Origin of the sequence: Pseudomonas sp. TH34 (assembly GCF_016650865.1) — a bacterium.
Lineage (GTDB): Bacteria > Pseudomonadota > Gammaproteobacteria > Pseudomonadales > Pseudomonadaceae > Aquipseudomonas > Aquipseudomonas yamanorum.
The window spans coordinates 129,335-146,613 of sequence record NZ_JAEKFB010000035.1 but is presented as its reverse complement, the minus strand read 5'-3'; the positions used below and the strand labels follow the sequence as shown (position 1 = coordinate 146,613).

The following is a 17,279-nucleotide window of genomic DNA, read 5'->3' as shown; positions in this document are numbered from 1 at the left end:
CGTTTGTCAGTCGTAGCCATATAAGCTGTAGTCAAAACGTGCGCCCCAATGCGCCCGCTCAGTCGTAACCTGGAGTCCTGTGCAATGACGCGCACTCGTAAAATTCTCGCCTGGAGCTGCGCCAGCTTCGTTTTGTTAATCGCCATTGTGGTGTTGGTCCTGGTGTTCTTTGACTGGAACCGGATCAAGCCGCCGCTCAACGCCAAGGTCTCCGAAGAGCTGCATCGACCGTTTGCCATCAATGGCAACCTGGCAGTGGTGTGGCAGCGTGAGCCCGATGAAGGCGGCTGGCGCGCCTGGATTCCGTGGCCCCATGTGATTGCCGAGGACCTGACCCTGGGCAACCCCGATTGGTCGAAAACCCCGCAGATGGTCACCCTCAAGCGCGTGGAATTGCGCATCTCGCCCCTGGCGTTGCTGGCCCAGCGCGTGGTGATCCCGCGTATCGACCTCACCGAACCGAGTGCGCAATTGCAGCGCCTGGCCGATGGCCGCGCCAACTGGACCTTCAAGTTCGACCCCAAGGACCCGAATGCCGAGCCGTCCAGCTGGGTGGTGGATATCGGCGCGATTGGTTTCGACAAAGGCCACGTAACCCTTGACGATCAAACCCTCAAGACCCAGCTCGACGTAGTGATTGATTTGCTCGGTAAGCCGATCCCCTTCGGTGAGATCGTCGGGGATGCCGACGCCAAGAAAGCCCTGGAAAAAGGCTCTGCACCGCAGGATTACGCGTTCGGCCTCAAGGTCAAAGGCCAGTACCACGGCCAGAAGCTCGATGGCACCGGCAAGATCGGTGGCCTGCTGGCGTTGCAGGACGCGGCCAAGCCGTTCCCGCTGCAAGCCCAGGCCAGGATCGGCGACACCAGCATCGCACTGGCTGGCACCCTGACCGACCCGATGAACCTCGGCGCCCTCGACCTGCGCCTCAAGCTCTCCGGCAGCAGCCTGGGCAATCTCTACCCACTCACCGGCGTGACCCTGCCGGATTCGCCAGCCTATTCCACCGACGGCCACCTGATCGCCAAGCTGCATGAGGCCAGTGGCGCGTCGTTCCAGTATGAAAACTTCAACGGCAAGATCGGCAACAGCGACATCCACGGCAACCTCGGCTACGTCGCCAGCCAGCCGCGGCCCAAACTCACCGGTGCGCTGGTCTCCAACCAGTTGTTGATGACCGACCTGGCGCCGCTGATTGGCGCCGACTCCAACGCCAAGCAAAAAGCCCGTGGCGGCGAAAGCAAGCAGCCGGCGACCAAGGTGTTGCCGGTGGAAGAGTTCCGCACCGAACGCTGGCGCGACATGGATGCCGACGTTGAATTCACCGGCAAGCGCATCGTCCACAGTGCCGAATTGCCGTTCACCGATCTTTACACCCACTTGGTGTTGAACGACGGCCAGTTGAGCCTGGAGCCCCTGCGTTTCGGCGTGGCCGGTGGCAAGCTCGATGCGCAGATTCGCCTTAACGGGCGCACCACTCCGATGGAAGGCCAGGCGAAACTCACCGCGCGCAACTTCAAGCTCAAACAGCTGTTCCCGACCTTTGAGCCAATGAAAACCAGCTTTGGTGAACTTAACGGCGATGCGGATATTTCCGGGCGCGGCAACTCCGTCGCGGCATTGCTTGGCACGTCGAATGGCGATCTGAAGATGTTGATCAACGACGGCGCCATCAGCCGCGGACTGATGGAAATCGCCGGGCTCAACGTCGGCAACTACGTGGTCGGCCGCCTGTTTGGCGATAAGGAAGTGAAGATCAACTGTGCGGCCGCAGACTTCGGTATCAAGTCGGGCCTGGCGACGACTCGCCTGTTTGTGTTCGATACCGAGAACGCGATCATCTACATCGATGGCACCGCGAACATGGCCAGCGAGCAGCTTGACCTGACGATTACCCCAGAGTCCAAAGGCTTCCGCCTGTTCTCCCTGCGCTCGCCGTTGTACGTCAACGGGCCGTTTATCAAGCCGAATGCTGGCGTGAAGGCGGTGCCGCTGATGTTGCGTGGCGCGGGTATGGTTGCACTGGGTGTGATTGCCGGCCCGGCGGCGGGTTTGCTGGCGCTGGTAGCGCCGAGCGGCGATGAGCCGAACCAGTGTGCGCCGTTGCTGCAACAGATGAAGGAAGGCAAGGCACCTAAAACAGTGAAGGGCTAGCTGACAAAACCGGGAACCAAATGTGGGAGCGGGCTTGCTCGCGAAGGCGGTGGATCAGTCAAGAATGTGCCGACTGATCCACCGCCTTCGCGAGCAAGCCCGCTCCCACATGGGTTTTGAGGTGTGAGCTGTGTTAGTTACAGGTCCTTCAGAATATCCGCCATGTCGTCGGCGTGTTCTTCTTCCTGGGCCAGAATCTCTTCGAAGATCCTGCGAGTGGTCGGGTCTTTGTCGCCGATGTACTGGATGATTTCGCGGTAGCTGTCCACCGCGATGCGCTCGGCCACAAGGTCTTCGTAGACCATTTCCTTCAGCGTATTGCCGGCCACGTACTGCGCGTGGGAGTTTTTCGACAGCAGGTCGGGGTTGAACTCCGGCTCGCCGCCCAACTGCACGATGCGCTCGGCCAGCTTGTCGGCGTGTTCGGCTTCCTGGGTCGCGTGCTCGAGGAATTCCTCGGCGGCGACATGCGCCTTGACGCCATTGGCCATGAAGTAGTGGCGCTTGTAGCGCAGCACACACACCAGTTCGGTGGCCAGTGATTCGTTGAGCAGACGCAGGATTTCCTGGCGGTCGGCGTCATAGCCTTCAGTCACGGCACCGTTTTCGACGTTCTTGCGGGCGCGGTCACGTAAAGTGGCTACGTCAGACAAATGTGAGTCAGTCATCTCGTTCTCCTGGTACTAATCCGGTTTTGCGCCACGCTCTGTCGGCGTGATCGCTCACTGGTTGTGAGTCCCAGGCAACCCGAAAAGTTTTATCGGATTTTCCAGCGTGTGTCCCGACAGCCGCGCTTCCTCCTGCAACCACTCAAAAAACGCCCGGACCGGCGGATGCCGTTCACGCCCCGGCACGCACAGGGCGCTGTAGCCGGCGCCGTTGACGCGGATTTGTGGCCGGTAAGGCACCAGCAACCCGCTGGCGACGCTTTCCGAGACCAGGATATTGCTCGCCAATACCAGGCCCTGGCCGGCAATCGCTGCTTGCAAGGCGTAGTGTTCTTCGTCGTATTCGCGTAGTGGCGAAGCGGATTGCAACCAATCTTCCCCGGCTTTTTCGCACCAGGCTTGCCAGCCCAGGGCGTACAGCTTGGAGTTGTGCCAGCGCACGCTGATCAGGGTCGGGGTGCGCTCGCGCGCCAGGGCGACTTGTTCGGGGGAGCCATACACGGCGAAACATTCGTCGAACAGGCACAAACCGTACAGGTTCATGTAGTCGTCGATGCTGTAGCGGATCACCAGGTCGACGCTGGCGTCCTGCTGCAAGTCGACCACGGCGCAGTTGGTGTCCAGGCGCAGGCTGATATCCGGGTGGGCGGCATAGAAGCGGCCGAGTCGCGGCACCAGCCACAGGGCCGCGAACGCCGGCGTGGTGGATAAGGTGAGATTGCCGGCGCTGCGTTGCGGGCGCAGGGTATCGACGCTTTGCGCGACGTCCAGCAGGGCGCCATGCAGGCTGTGGAACAGGCGCTCGCCGCGTTCCGTCAGGCGCACCTGGCGCGGCAGGCGCTCGAACAGCTGCACGCCGAGCCAGGTTTCCAATGAGCGAATCTGGTGGGACACGGCCGTTGGCGTTACCGACAGCTCCTGGGCGGCGGCCTTGAAGCTCAACAGGCGTGAGGCTGATTCAAAGGCGCGCAGGGCGGTCAGGGGCAGCGAGGCAAACATGTGAGGCTCCATGGATGAATTCAGTTCATCCAAAACAACTAATGCTCATTTGTGAGGAAGGCCGCTCGACTCTAGATTTGTGTGCAACAGAGGCAGCCATTCCGGTTGCCTGAGTCTAGCGTGTGAAGGCCGACAGATGAAAAAAATGCTTGCGATCCATTCCAGCCCCCGCGGCGAACGTTCCCACTCCCGGCGCCTGGCCGAGGTGTTCCTGGCCGCCTGGCACGCCGCTAACCCTGACGCACACCTGAGCCGCCGCGAAGTCGGCCGTGCATCGATTCCCCATGTCAGCGAAGCGTTTATTGCCGCCAGTTTTCACCCCGAGCCGCAGTCGATGCCCTTGTCCATGCACGCTGATTTGCAACTGAGCAATGAACTGGTGGCCGAGCTGGTCGAGCACGAACTGCTGGTGATTTCCGTGCCGATGTACAACTTCGGGATCCCCAGCGGCCTCAAAGCCTGGATCGACCAGATCGTGCGCATGGGCCATACCGTGGATATCACCCAGGACAGCCAGGGCATCGCCCAGTACCAGCCGTTATTGTTAGGCAAAAAGGCCTTGATCATCACCAGTCGCGGCGGCAGCGGCTTTGGCCCGGGCGGGGAAAACGAGGGGGTGAACCACGCCGATCCGCACCTGCGGACCGCGCTGGGGTTTATCGGCATTGAAGACGTCACAGTGATCGCCGCAGAGGGCGAGGAGTCCGACCCGAGCGTGTTCCGTCGCTCCTGCGATGCGGTCGAAGGCCAACTGCGCGATCTGGCCGGGAGCTTCTGAGGTGTCCTGGCTCTTCCTGCTGATCGCTGCCGGGTTTGAGGTGACGTTCGCCATGGGCATGAAGTACGCCGACGGTTTCACCCGGCTGTGGCCATCGCTGATCACCGTCATCGCGGCGGTGGGCGGGATCTATTTTCTGACCCTGGCCATGCGTGAACTGCCGGTGAGCGTGGCTTACCCGATCTGGACCGCCATTGGTTCACTGGGCACGGTGTTTCTCGGGTTTGCGCTGTTGGGGGAGAGCCTGACGATGATCAAGCTGGTGTCGGTGGGCTTGATCGTCGCCGGCGTGGTGGGGCTCAAGTAGCTTCAGGCGCGCCGACATTGCTGCGAACCGGTGTCGTCCAGCGCTCCGACAAAATCACCCCGCCCAAGGTCAGCAAGCCGCCCACCAGGTGGTACATCGCCAGTTGCTCCTTCAACACCACTGAGGCAATCAACGCGGTGATCAGCGGCAGCAAATTGAAAAACAGCGTTGTGCGGCTCGGGCCGAGGGTCTTCACCGAATGCATCCACGCCAACGGCGCGAGCATCGAGGCCAACAGGCAGGCGTACAGCACCAGCGGGATATTCGACCAGCCAAGGCCGGCCTTGTCGGAGAGCAGGAACAGTGGAAACAGCACCACCACTGCCACCAGCACCTGCAAATACAGCAACACCAGCGGCGGCAAACGCAGTTGCCATTTTTTCAGCAGGGTGCTGTAGACCGCGTAGGCCAGGGTGGCCACCAGCATCATCGCATCGCCCATGTTCAGCCCGTGTTGCAGCAGCGCGCTGAGACTGCCGGCGGAAACCACCACTACCACGCCGGCGAACGACAGCACGGCACCGGTCAGGGCGCCGAAGGTCAGGCGTTGGCCAAGGCTGATGATGGCGGCGGTGAGGGCCATCAGCGGCATCAGCGACAGGATGATGCCCATGTTGGTGGCCGAGGTCAGGTTCGCGGCGTAATACGCCAGGCTCTGATACACCGCCATGCCCAGCACGCCGAGGATGAAGATCTTGCCCAGGTTGGGGCGAATCAGCGACCAATTGGCGATGACGGGTTTGAGCATGAACGGGGTAAACAGCACGCCCGCCAGCAGCCAGCGATAAAAGCCGATCTCGGCAGGGAAAATCGTCCCCACCGCGAGTTTGTTGACCACGGTATTGCCGGCCCAGATAAAAATGGCCAGTAACGGATAAGCGTATTGCATCGAAAGGAGCCTGTTGCGTCTATGAGCGGCGATTATCCTTTGTCTGGATCGAAGCCTATACTTCGATCCAGCCATCCGACCTTTGTATCCAGACAATATGCCGAAGAAATACATCAACCTTCCCGATTTCGACCAGTTGCCGTCCCCGGTGTATTTCCGCTATTCGGAATTCGAGGCCGACACCCATGCCAGTGCGCACCAGCATGCCTGGGGTTCCCTGGACTACTCGGCCCGAGGCGTGATGCGTTTTGAAGTGGCCGGCAGCCGCTTCATGTCGCCGCCGCAGTACGCGGTGTGGATTCCGCCAAACACCCAGCACAGTTCCTACAATGCCCAGGCGATCGTCTACCGCTCGGTATATCTGGCGCACGCCTTGTGCGAGCAATTGCCGGCGAAGCCGTGCACCCTGACCATCAGCGATATCCTCAAGGCGATCCTCAGTGATTTCGCCGAGCGTGACGTCAACATTCCCGAGAATGAAGCCGATGTGCGCTTGGCCCAGGTGCTGGTGGACCAGCTTCGGCAGGCCCCGGTGCACGATTGTTTCCTGCCGTACGCCAGCCATCCCGGGTTACTCAGCGTGCTGGAGGGTATGCAGGCCGATCCCGGGAATAACCGCGCGCTGGCCCAGTGGGCGGAGCAGGTGCATGTCAGTGAGCGCACCCTGGCCCGGCAATTCGTGCGGGAGCTAGGGATGAGTTTCGGCGAATGGCGCCAACGCCTGCGTTTCCTCGCGTCCATCGAAGCGCTGGACAGCCCGCGCAGCGTCCAGGAAGTGGCCTTTGACCTGGGCTACAGCACCGCCTCGGCGTTTATCGCGATGTTTCAGCGCCAGGCTGGCTGCACCCCGGAGCAGTATCGTCGGACGAATATTCGTAGCAGGTGAACGTGTAACAGGGTTTGACTACACTGCTGGGGAGGCCGTGCCCCTCGGCACGGTAACAGGGAGAAAACTCCATGAAGATGCTGCGTATTCCGCTGTTGATGATGGGCTTGCTGTTGTGTTCCCAAGGCTTTGCCGCGACTGCCGCACAGACGGCTCAGCAACAAAAAATGACCACTTGCAACGCCGAAGCCAAGACCAGTGGCAAAACCGGTGATGATCGCAAGGCATTCATGAGCACCTGCCTCAAGGCCGCCCCGGCTGCCAACGACGCCAAGACCCTTACGCCACAGCAGCAAAAGATGAAAGACTGCAACGCCACGGCGAAAACCCAGGCGCTGACCGGCGATGCACGTAAAACGTTTATGAGCACCTGCCTGAAGAAATAATGATGCAGAACCCTGTGGGAGCTGGCTTGCCTGCGATTGCGACCTGACAGTCGATGCCTTCGTTGACTGACCCACCGCTATCGCAGGCAAGCCAGCTCCCACATTGGGCCGGGTTTAGACTTCTCGCTTGATTCACCCAAGGCTGGCAGACTGCCCATCCTTTAACGCCGTTCGTTTTGAGGCTGTATGCCAACGTTTTCTCAGCGTCACGTGTTGTTGTTGGTCAGTTGCGTGCTGATTTTTGGCGGGCTGCTGCTGGTTTTGCCGTTGAAGTTGCTGCCGAGCCTGCTGGCCGGGCTGCTGGTGTATGAGCTGGTCAACATGCTCACCCCGCAGTTGCAGCGATTGATCGAAGGCCGGCGTGCGCGCTGGTTGGCGGTGGCGTTGCTCGGGACTTTGATCGTCAGCATCCTCACCCTGATCTTTGCCGGGGCCATCAGCTTCCTGCTGCACGAAGCGGAAAACCCGGGGGCTTCCCTCGATAAATTCATGGGCGTGGTCGACCGTGCCCGCGGCCAACTGCCGCCGTTCCTTGATGCCTACCTGCCGGCCAGCGCCGCCGAGTTCCGCGTGGCCATCGGCGAATGGCTGAGCAAACACCTCAGCGAATTGCAGTTGGTGGGCAAAGACGCCGCGCACATGTTCGTGACCTTGCTCATCGGCATGGTGTTGGGCGCGATCATCGCCCTGCAGCGGGTGCCGGACCTCACCAAGCGCAAACCCCTGGCGGCCGCGTTGTTCGACCGCCTGCACCTGCTGGTCCAGGCCTTTCGCAACATCGTCTTCGCCCAGATCAAGATCGCTGCGCTGAACACCGCGTTCACCGCGATCTTCCTCGCGGTGGTGCTGCCGCTGTGCGGGATTCACCTGCCGCTGACCAAGACGTTGATCGTGCTGACGTTCCTGCTGGGCCTGTTGCCGGTGATCGGCAACCTGATGTCCAACACCCTGATCACCATCGTGGCTCTGTCGCTGTCGATTTGGGTGGCGGTGGCGGCGTTGGGCTACCTGATTGTGATCCACAAGGTCGAGTACTTCCTCAACGCGCGGATCGTCGGTGGGCAGATCAGTGCCAAGTCGTGGGAATTGCTGTTGGCGATGCTGGTGTTCGAAGCCGCCTTCGGCCTGCCGGGGGTGGTGGCGGGGCCGATTTATTATGCGTACTTGAAGAGTGAGTTGAAGCTGGCGGGGATGGTTTAGGCATTGATGTTGCCTGGACTGGCCCCTTCGCGAGCAAGCCCGCTCCCACATTCGGCTGCATTCCAAAGTTGGAACTCGGTCAACTGTGGGAGCGGGCTTGCTCGCGAAGGGCGCGCCACGGTTTCAGCTAAAACTCAGTAGCCGTAGCGCTTGCTGGCCTCAATCGCCAGACCACTGCCGATACTGCCAAAGATATTCCCTTCCACATGCTGCGCATTCGGCAGCATCGCCGAGATGCTGTGGCGCAGCGCCGGAATCCCGCTGGAACCCCCGGTAAAGAACACCGTGTCCACCTGGGCCACGTCCACCGAGGCATCGTTGAGCAACTGGGTCACGCTGTTGCGCACCCGCTCCAGCAAGCCATCAATGGCCGACTCGAACAATGCCCGACTCAATTCCACGCTCAACCCTGGTTCGACCCGGTCCAGCAGTACATGGCGGCTGTCCTGTTGGGTCAGCTGGATCTTGGTTTCTTCCACTTCCATCGCCAACCAGTGCCCGGCGCGCTGCTCGATCAGGTTGAACAGCCGGTCGATGCCGCCCGTGTCCTCGATGTCGTAGCGCATGCTGCCCAGCGCCAGCTTGGATTTCTGCGAGTACACCGAGTTGATGGTGTGCCAGGTCGCCAGGTTCATGTGGTGGCTGGTGGGCATGTAGGCGCCGCTCTTCATGCGGCTGCCGTAGCCGAACAGCGGCATCATGCCGGCCAGCGAGAGTTGCTTGTCGAAGTCGGTACCGCCGATATGCACACCGCCGGTGGCGAGGATGTCGTCGTGGCGGTTGTCGATCTGGCGGCGCTCGGGAGACAGGCGCACCAGGGAGAAGTCAGAGGTACCACCGCCGATGTCGACGATCAGCACCAGTTCTTCTTTCTCGATGGTGGACTCGTAGTCGAAGGCCGCGGCAATCGGTTCGTACTGGAATGAGATGTCCTTGAAGCCGATCTTGCGGGCTACGTCCACCAGGGTGTTTTCGGCTTCCTGGTCGGCCATCGGGTCGTCGTCGACGAAGAACACCGGGCGGCCCAGCACCACTTCGTCGAACTCACGCCCGGCGGTGGTCTCGGCACGGCTCTTGAGTTGGCCGATAAACAGCGCCAGCAGGTCGGTGAACGGCATGGCCGTGCCCAATACGCTGGTGTCGTGCTTGATCAGCTTGGAACCCAGCAGGCTCTTGAGCGAGCGCATCAGCCGGCCTTCGTAGTTTTCCAGGTACTCGTGCAGGGCCAGGCGACCGTACACCGGGCGGCGCTCTTCGAAGTTGAAGAACACCACCGACGGCAGCGTGATCTTGTCGTCCTCCAGCGCGATAAGCGTTTCCATGCCGGGACGAATCCAGCCGACGGTGGAGTTGGACGTGCCGAAGTCGATACCGCAGGCACGGGCTGGGGATGGGTTTTTCATGTCAATCGGGTTCCGGTTGAAAAACGGCCGCGCAGTGTATGCCACCCGCGTGCAGATGCGTAGGCCGACTATCCGCTAAATACAACGGACTTGTTACCTTGAAAGCCCGGTGTTTGCCCCCAAATCCTCCCCATACGGTTGGTGGCTGCAGGATTCTGCCCGCAGCGCCGATAAACTTCTGACGCACCCTTCGGTCACAAGATTGAGATCGGTCAATCCAGACGCCGCAAACAGGCGCATGCTGTGACGCTGGCAGTGCGATATCGATAACGGACGGTGATACTCCCGATGGACTTCAAAGACTATTACAAGATTCTCGGCGTCGAGCCGACTGCCGACGACAAGACGATCAAGGCCGCCTATCGCAAGCTGGCGCGCAAATATCACCCGGACGTGAGCAAGGAAAAGGACGCCGAAGCCAAGTTCAAGGACGCGTCCGAAGCCTATGAAGCGCTGAAAAGCGCCGACAAACGCGCCGAATACGACGATCTGCGCAAATACGGCCAGCATGGCCAGCCGTTCCAGGGCCCGCCAGGTTGGCAGAGCCGTGGTGGCTATGGCGGCGGTGGCCAGGACACCGGCGACTTTTCGGACTTCTTCAGCTCGATCTTCGGTTCGCGCGGCAATGGTTTTGGTGGTGCCCAAGGCCGTAGCGCCGGGCGCCGGGGGCAAGATGTGGAAATGGAACTGCCGGTCTTCCTCGAAGAGACCCTGTCCAACGAGTCCAAGCAGGTCAACTTCCAGGTGCCGCAATACAACGCGGCCGGCCAGCACGTCAGCAACACCACCAAGAGCCTGAACGTGAAGATCCCGGCCGGTGTGGCCGACGGCGAGCGCATCCGCCTCAAGGGCCAGGGCGCGCCGGGGATTGGCGGTGGTGCCAATGGTGATCTGTACTTGATCATCAAGTTCGCGCCACACCCTAAATTCGATGTGGAAGGTGAGAACCTGATCATCACCCTGCCGCTGGCCCCGTGGGAGCTGGCGTTGGGCACGGAAGTGGCTGTGCCGACCCTCACCGGCAAGATCAACCTCAAGGTGCCCGCCGGCAGCCAGAACGGCCAGCGCATGCGCGCCAAGGGCCATGGCTTGTTGAACAAGGCCGGGCAGCGCGGTTACCTGTTTGTGCAACTCAAGGCGGTGATGCCGAAAAACACCGACGACGAGGTCAAGGCGTTGTGGCAGGAACTGGCACAAAAAGCCGCCTTCGATCCAAGAGAATCATGGAGTAGCTAACGATGAGCAGTCCCCGTTTGGTTCAAGTGAACATGGCAGAATTCTGTGAGGCCACCGACCTGTCGGTGGCCTACGTGATCGAAATCGTCGAGCACGGCATCGTTGAACCGGTGGGGACCAGTCCCGAGTCCTGGCGCTTTACCGATTACGAGCTGGCCCTGGCCAAGCGTGCCTCGGCGCTGCAAAAGGACTTGGAGCTGGAATGGGAAGGCGTCGCCCTGGCGCTCGACCTGCTGGAAGAAGTCCAGCAACTGCGGGCCGAGAACCAGATGCTTAAGCAGCGGCTGGGGCGGTTGGTGCAAACGCCGTAAGTCCGTCAGGCGATGTTGCAGCGCTCCTTGCATGGTACCCAGTCGCGCAGGGTCAGCGACCGAATCTCTTGCGCTTCCGCCACGGCCAGTTGCAGTTGCACTTCTTCAGCCTGGGTTGTGTATTCGTCATCAGTCAGGCTGCCCGCAAGGTGCTCCTCGGATAACGCATTCAACCGCACATCATAGTGGTCCCTCAGGGCGCTGAACGCTTCCCCATACTGCTTGCGGATAAAGGCCTGCCAGAACTCACGGCCCAGCAGTGATTGTACGAAGGCCTTGGAGTTGTCCAGTCGTTCGATTCTGATGGCGACATTAGCCAGTATCTGCGGCGCCACTTGCCCGGTTGCGAGGTAGCGGGCCTCGATGGGTTGACCAGGCAGGCCAAGGCGGCGTGCCAAGCCCATGCGATAGGCCAGGCGGATTTCAATATCTTCGAGTTTTTCCAGGGCGGCGACTTTTTGTTCAGGAGTCATGCTCGACATGCGAATCATGCCTTCTCGAACTCGAATCTCCCCGCTGGCTGATTTTTCCACCTCGTCCAGGCGAAAGAGGCCCTTGCCCAACTCGTACAGTGCCGGTCCCGCCTCGCCATCGCTGGCCCCTTGTGTGGCTTGCCACGTCAGCACCTTGACCTCCATGTCACTGAACACCAGGGCCGCCCGATCACCACAGCGCGGGTCACCCGCCAGGTTGAACAGCTCTTCACACAAGCCATCGTCCCGTGCCGCGTCGAGCAGCTGCCACAGGCGTGATTGCAGGTCGGTGTAGCCGCGGCGGTACTCCGCCGATTCTTTAAGGTTATCGAGGATGTCGAGGAAGATCTGCGCGCCGGGTTTTTCGGCAATCGACTCCCACAGGCTGCGTCTTACGTCGATTTCCTCGGGTGACAGACCGTCGATCCAGTGCTGGTATGCCGGCTCCGGTGTGTCGTCCAGCACCTGTTCTTGAGGGGCGCGAACCTCGACGGTCGCGGGCCGTGGCGCCCGATAACGCATCGCGTGTGCCTGCCGGCGCTCCGCAGCCTCGGGGTGGAGTAAGGTTGCATTGTTCCAATACTCAATCAACTGCCTGCGGGCTTCTGTGGTCAGCGGGTTACCGCCGATAAATGTGACGTTGTTGACGCGGATGACTGCCTCGGCCTCCTCGGGCGGCGGGTTGACTCGGGACTCGGGCAACTGCGTGATACGGTTCTCGGTCAGGTCAACGGTGTCCAACGCCTGATGTGGCCCCAGGCCCTGCGGCCACTCGGTGATCCCGGTGTTTCTCAAATTCACCCCGCGCAGGTTCGGCAGGGTACCGAAGTTGGGGGTACGCGCCAGGGGGTTGCGGCTCAGGTCGACCGTCTTGAGTGAGGTGAGCCCCTCCAGCAGATCCACGTCGGCCTCGGTCAGAGACAACCGGTTGCCCCTGAGGTCCAGGCGGGTGAGCCGGTTCATCCGGGCAACGCTGGGCGGGATTGAACGCAACTCGCCGTTTGACAGTTCGAGCCAACGAGTGTGGCTGAAGTGGCCGAGAAACTCATCCAGACTGTACAGGGATCGCATGCCCTGCAGTTTGATTGACCCTACGTGGCTGAAATCCGCTTCCAGCGCCGGCAAGTCACCGACGCTCAAACCGAGTGCTTCAAGCGTGTAACCGATGGGAGAACCATCACGGGCCAGGGCTTTGGGGGTCATGCGCCGCCAGCACTCCTTGAGGTTCCGGGCAAATTGCCGGCGGTGACTGGCATCCCCTACGCGAAGGTTGGCGTCGTCGGCCGCCACCAGGAACCGTTGTGCGGCCCAGGCGTCCAGCTGGCTGTTCAAGGTTTGCCATTGGCCTTCCAGGCGTGTCAGTTCGGCCGGCGCCCCGTCGCCTGCATCCAATACGAGTCGCTCGTTTTCATCCTCGCTGAAGCCGGGGAAAAGCTCCCTTGCCCGCAGCATTTCGTCGGTGTGGCTCAAGGGGACTTCGAATGCGCCAGGCTGGCCGCCGTTGCGCCAGCCCGGGCGGGTTCGTGAAAGGCGAGTGATGTACGCACGCATCTGTTGATTGGCTCGCGGGGTGAACGGGTTGTCACGCAGGCGGGTCATGCGGTTGAGACGGATGCTGGCCTCTATCTTTTCGGGAGCAGGGTTGAGCAGGCTGTCGGGCACCGCGCTCAGGTGATTGCCGGACAGGTCGACCTCCCTCAGCTCCGGCAATTCCAGCAGGCCCGTGGGCCACTGGTTGATCCGGGTGTAACGCAGCTCCAGCTTGCGCAATCGGAGCAGGGTGCTGAAATCGGGCAGGGCGCCCAAGGGGTTGTCGTTCAGGGACAGTTCTTCCAGGCGGCTCAGGCCGGCCAGTTGGCCGGCGCTGGTTTCGCTCAGGCGGATCGCATTGGCGGACAGGTCCAGGTGCGTCAGCTCCTTCATTGCCGTGATTGCTTCGGGCAGTTCGGTCAGCGTCTGGCGTCCGATACCGCCGACTTGCTTGAGGGTCATACGTTTCAGATTGGGGAAGTTGCCAAGGAACTGCCCGGCGCTCTCGGTGAAGCTCACCTGCTCGAGAACCAACTCCTCGACGTGGCCAAAGTCGGCGTTCACGTTGGGCAGGTTCACCTGGGCGCTGATTTCCAGGCGACGCCCGCTATTGGCCCCGGCACGGGCCACGGTCTGTCGGCGCCAGCAGTTCCTCAACGCATCGGCCGCCGACCGCTCCCGGCCGCCCGGGTCCACCCCAAATGGACGCCGGCTCGTCTCTTCACGGGCACTGCGTTTAACCCAGTCCTTGAGCGCGCGGTCGAGGGTGGCGTACTGGTTTTCCCTGCGCGTCAATTCACTGCGGGCATCGCTCCCGAGGGTCTCGATGAAGGCGTGTGCTTGCTCGTCGTTGAACCCCGGATACAGCTTGCGCACCCGCGTATGGGTGCTGCGCAGTTGATTGAGTTTGTGTAGCGGGGAGCCCCCTGGCAAACGCTGGTTTCCCGCCAACGGTTTGCGCAGCACCGGGTAATCCAGCAGCACCGAGCGTAGCTCATCCCGGGCCAATGGCGCTTGCCGGATCCGCTGCTTCAAAGTGCCGGCGTCCCGTGCCGCGTCGCCCAGCGCGCGGCGCTGGCCTTGTTCGAGCCGCGACAGAACAGCGCCATACAGGTCGGTGGTGCCGAACGATCCGTCTTCACCCATCGCCAGTTGCAGCGGCGGCGCGTCGGCAACTGGACCGACGGCGTCAATCAGCGGACCCTGTTCGCTGCCCAAGCGGATTTCTACTCGCAGGTTTGGGTCCCATCCCGGCAAGCTGGGCAACGTATGCAAGGCCAGGCGCCGACTGTCCTGGCTCTCCAATGCATCCAGGTACAACCCTTCATAGGCCCTTGCCATCCGCACTTGCTGCTGGCTTTCTCGCGCCAGGGCAGTGAGCCTAGGTGACAACTTCTGATGTCCACTCAGCGCGGTCAAATCCGCGTCCGTGGCCGTTTCCAGCAACTGCCCGGCAACCTCGGCCGGGAGACCTGAAAACCGGTCCATGAGCTGTTGTACCTGGGGCGAGCGGGCCAGATTATGGGCGCGGTAATCCGCGTCGAACAGCGAGGCCCGGCAGTCCCTGGCGGCCTGGGCAACTTCCCGGCGCCAGAGCATCGCCTGTTCGTCCAGCACACGAGGGGTAGGATCGAGGACCGCCGGATAGGTCAGGCCTTGTTGCGCCACCACGCGGTCGGTGACCGCCGGGTCAGCCTGCGCGTAATCCAGCGGATCATCGCTGCCCATTTGCTCGATAAACGTCTCAAGTCGCTGATGCAGGCGAAAGCGCTCAAGGCAATCGGTCAACAGGGCGGGCGGCAGTTGCAGGTCTACATGCAGTTGGCGCAGTTGATCGGCGGTGGTGCCACTCGCCAAGCGCACCTGTTCCAGTTGCGCGTCGCTCAAGCCTCGGGTGCGGTAGCCCAGGCGACGCATCAGCATCGGGCCGTCCCACGTCAGCGGCTCTTCGCCTTCATGCAGCCAGGCGCCCGCGCCGTTATGCGCCACCTGCGGGGCATAGGCGTCGGAGCGTGTGGGGTGTTGTATGCGATAGGTGTCACCGTCGGGCTCGGGTTTGAGCGCGTACAGTTGATCGTCGAGGGGCAGCAGGGGGTGTTGGCCGTGACTGTGCAACCCCAGGTCATCAACGGCAGCATTCCTGGGCAGCACGACTTCACTGCGATAGGGCGTAAGGTCCGGCTTCCACAGACGCGGCTCGCCGCCTGGCAGTTGAATAGGTTTGAGCTCCCGTACCACCGCTGGCGGTGCCGTCAGTTTCATCAGGCCTTTTCCGGCACCGACCGTCAAGGCCAGGGTTGCCAGGTTTTGCGCGACGTCGAACCAGTGGTCTTTCGCCGCCTCCCGGTCACCTTCGCTCCATTCCATCACCCCATCGAAGGTCTCATACAGCAACTGGCCCGCCATGGCGGCCAGCATGATTTCGCCGACCACCGGGACGAACGCCAGCGCCAGGCCAATCACGGTCGCGCCGCCTTCCAGCCAATGGGCGATTTTTTGTGCGCGCACCCGGGCGTCGACATCGGCGGTGGGCACTGCCTGGTTGCGGGCATCACTGAGGGCCTTGTCGCGCCCATGCTCAAACAGGTTGGTCCACAGATCGACGTTGCCTGCCCATAGGCCGCGTCTTGAGACCACCATCAAGTACAGGTCGGGAGCGTCCGTCCTTACAACCCTGCAGCCGGTTTTCGGTGGGGGAAGTTTCTGCGGCAGCACCGTATCTGCCAATACCGGGAAGGCGATGTGCAGCATCGTTTGGGTCACCGACGAGCGCGCCACTGTGTCGATTACGGAGGTGGAGCCGGCAGCGGGTTGCGTAAACCGGTTGAAGAACGCCGGCTTGTCGTGTTCATCGAGAAACTGGCTGAAAAAGCGTTGGTAGCTTGTGGGCCCCGGGAGGTCGTTACTGCCTGGCTCGCTCGGTTCTTTATCGCGCGTTACCCACTGACGGTTCAGTTCGGCTCTCAGCTCCCCCAGGTTGTCGTAGCGCTTGAGCGGGTGCTGCGGATCGTGGGGGAGATAGACGATGAAGTCAGTGGCGTATTGGTATTTTTCCACTGGCATAAACACCACGCTCCCCATCAGCGCGCGGTCCATTACGCTCAGGCAACTGAACCACACGGGCTTGCCACCCAGCGTGGGGTTGCGTTCGCCGTCGACAACCTTAAGCACCATGACGAAATCATCCGGGCGAATATCCTGCTTGAGCAACGCCAGGTACGCCGCGGCCCTGAGGGCGTCTTTCTGGCTGGTGATCACGGCGTCGCGCAACCGGGCGGCCACAGCTTCGTCGGTGGGCAGTAATACTTCCCTGAGGTGAGCCTGGTAGCGGGCACCCACGTCCAGTGTGCGGCACAACCTGATAAAGGCGGGCACTCTCAGCGTCTGGCTGATAGTGGGAGACGCACCCTCCCGGTCCGGGTGTTGGGTAAACCCGGAGGCGGGATCAAATGCGCCGTCTTCACCTTCGCTGGCTTCAAAGTTATGCAGGGTGGCCTGTATCAGTGAAACCTCGAGTACTTTGTATTCGCCGGCCTTGACCCCCAGCTTGCCGAGCTTCAGTGGCTCATACAAACGAAGATAGGTGCCTTCGACATCCACGCTGATGTTGAATTGTTCTTTCAGCGCGCTGTTGAGCAGGCCTGTGGCGAACGGCATGAGTGCCTGGATATTTGCCAGGTGTTTATCCACAGCGTGCTGAGATTTGAAACTGGTTTCATTGAACGCCTTCAACGTTCTTCGCTGCAGCGGCGATAAGCTGTCTATCCACTGCGCCTGTTCGAGCCTGGCCTGTTTCAGCGCGACTATCCGGTGGGCCGGCGCTTGCACCAACCAGTCTGGAATAGCCTGGCGAATGAACTCATTGTTGTCGTCTGAAGATGAGGCGGGAGTAACAGCGGGGGCATCCTGCATGGGGGCATTCCTTTGGATAGGCAAAGGAAAAAGGCTACTGAAAACCGCTGTGGATTAATAAGTCGAAAACCCGTTGGGTAACTCGCAATAGTTACCGCATCGGCCCCGGATTACGCATGGGTTGACGACTTAATTACCCCTTGGAAT

The 17,279-nt window shown here is 61.2% G+C and carries 13 protein-coding genes; 8 read left to right on the top strand and 5 right to left on the bottom strand.

The features are described 5' to 3' along the window. Positions 1-84 precede the first annotated feature (84 nt). Positions 85-2,154 carry an AsmA family protein gene (locus JFU58_RS29990; RefSeq protein ID WP_201142998.1) on the top strand — a complete coding sequence of 690 codons (2,070 nt, stop codon included), beginning with the start codon at positions 85-87 and terminating at the stop codon, positions 2,152-2,154. A gap of 137 nt (positions 2,155-2,291) precedes the next feature. Here the strand turns inward: JFU58_RS29990 and JFU58_RS29985 are convergent, their stop codons facing one another. Both JFU58_RS29985 and JFU58_RS29980 read right to left on the bottom strand, forming a co-directional pair. After that, positions 2,292-2,822 (bottom strand): ferritin-like domain-containing protein, encoded by a 531-nt coding sequence (locus JFU58_RS29985; protein WP_017478375.1) that lies wholly within the window; start codon positions 2,820-2,822, stop codon positions 2,292-2,294. A gap of 54 nt (positions 2,823-2,876) precedes the next feature. Continuing rightward, positions 2,877-3,833 (bottom strand): LysR substrate-binding domain-containing protein, encoded by a 957-nt coding sequence (locus JFU58_RS29980; protein WP_201142997.1) that lies wholly within the window; start codon positions 3,831-3,833, stop codon positions 2,877-2,879. A gap of 124 nt (positions 3,834-3,957) precedes the next feature. Here JFU58_RS29980 and JFU58_RS29975 point away from each other — a divergent pair, with 124 nt between their 5' ends. Next, positions 3,958-4,599 carry an FMN-dependent NADH-azoreductase gene (locus JFU58_RS29975; protein WP_201142996.1) on the top strand — a complete coding sequence of 214 codons (642 nt, stop codon included), beginning with the start codon at positions 3,958-3,960 and terminating at the stop codon, positions 4,597-4,599. A 1-nt stretch (position 4,600) separates the two neighbouring features. Then, on the top strand, positions 4,601-4,906 hold the full coding sequence (locus tag JFU58_RS29970) for a DMT family transporter (RefSeq protein ID WP_076018017.1): 306 nt from the start codon (positions 4,601-4,603) through the stop codon (positions 4,904-4,906). Here the strand turns inward: JFU58_RS29970 and JFU58_RS29965 are convergent. Beyond that, positions 4,899-5,795 (bottom strand): DMT family transporter, encoded by an 897-nt coding sequence (locus tag JFU58_RS29965; protein ID WP_177025926.1) that lies wholly within the window; start codon positions 5,793-5,795, stop codon positions 4,899-4,901. The genes JFU58_RS29970 and JFU58_RS29965 overlap by 8 nt on opposite strands. A 97-nt stretch (positions 5,796-5,892) precedes the next feature. On the opposite strand from JFU58_RS29965, the gene JFU58_RS29960 reads away from it, so the two are divergent. From JFU58_RS29960 to JFU58_RS29950, 3 genes are all read left to right on the top strand, one after another. After that, positions 5,893-6,681 (top strand): AraC family transcriptional regulator, encoded by a 789-nt coding sequence (locus JFU58_RS29960; protein ID WP_201142995.1) that lies wholly within the window; start codon positions 5,893-5,895, stop codon positions 6,679-6,681. A gap of 71 nt (positions 6,682-6,752) precedes the next feature. Further along, on the top strand, positions 6,753-7,067 hold the full coding sequence (locus JFU58_RS29955) for a PsiF family protein (protein WP_017478381.1): 315 nt from the start codon (positions 6,753-6,755) through the stop codon (positions 7,065-7,067). A gap of 186 nt (positions 7,068-7,253) precedes the next feature. Next, the gene (locus JFU58_RS29950) at positions 7,254-8,267 is read left to right on the top strand and encodes an AI-2E family transporter (protein ID WP_003217402.1); all 1,014 of its coding nucleotides are present in this window, start codon (positions 7,254-7,256) and stop codon (positions 8,265-8,267) included. A gap of 134 nt (positions 8,268-8,401) precedes the next feature. Here the strand turns inward: JFU58_RS29950 and JFU58_RS29945 are convergent, their stop codons facing one another. Continuing rightward, positions 8,402-9,670, bottom strand: coding sequence for an Hsp70 family protein (locus tag JFU58_RS29945; RefSeq protein ID WP_093202293.1), 1,269 nt, complete (start codon positions 9,668-9,670; stop codon positions 8,402-8,404). A gap of 288 nt (positions 9,671-9,958) precedes the next feature. Here JFU58_RS29945 and JFU58_RS29940 point away from each other — a divergent pair, with 288 nt between their 5' ends. Then, positions 9,959-10,906 (top strand): DnaJ C-terminal domain-containing protein, encoded by a 948-nt coding sequence (locus tag JFU58_RS29940; protein WP_003217399.1) that lies wholly within the window; start codon positions 9,959-9,961, stop codon positions 10,904-10,906. Between the two features lie 2 nt (positions 10,907-10,908). Then, positions 10,909-11,217, top strand: a complete 309-nt coding sequence (locus JFU58_RS29935) for a chaperone modulator CbpM (RefSeq protein WP_003217397.1) — start codon at positions 10,909-10,911, stop codon at positions 11,215-11,217. 5 nt (positions 11,218-11,222) lie between these two features. Here the strand turns inward: JFU58_RS29935 and JFU58_RS29930 are convergent, their stop codons facing one another. After that, on the bottom strand, positions 11,223-17,132 hold the full coding sequence (locus JFU58_RS29930; protein ID WP_201142994.1) for an NEL-type E3 ubiquitin ligase domain-containing protein: 5,910 nt from the start codon (positions 17,130-17,132) through the stop codon (positions 11,223-11,225). Positions 17,133-17,279 lie beyond the last annotated feature (147 nt).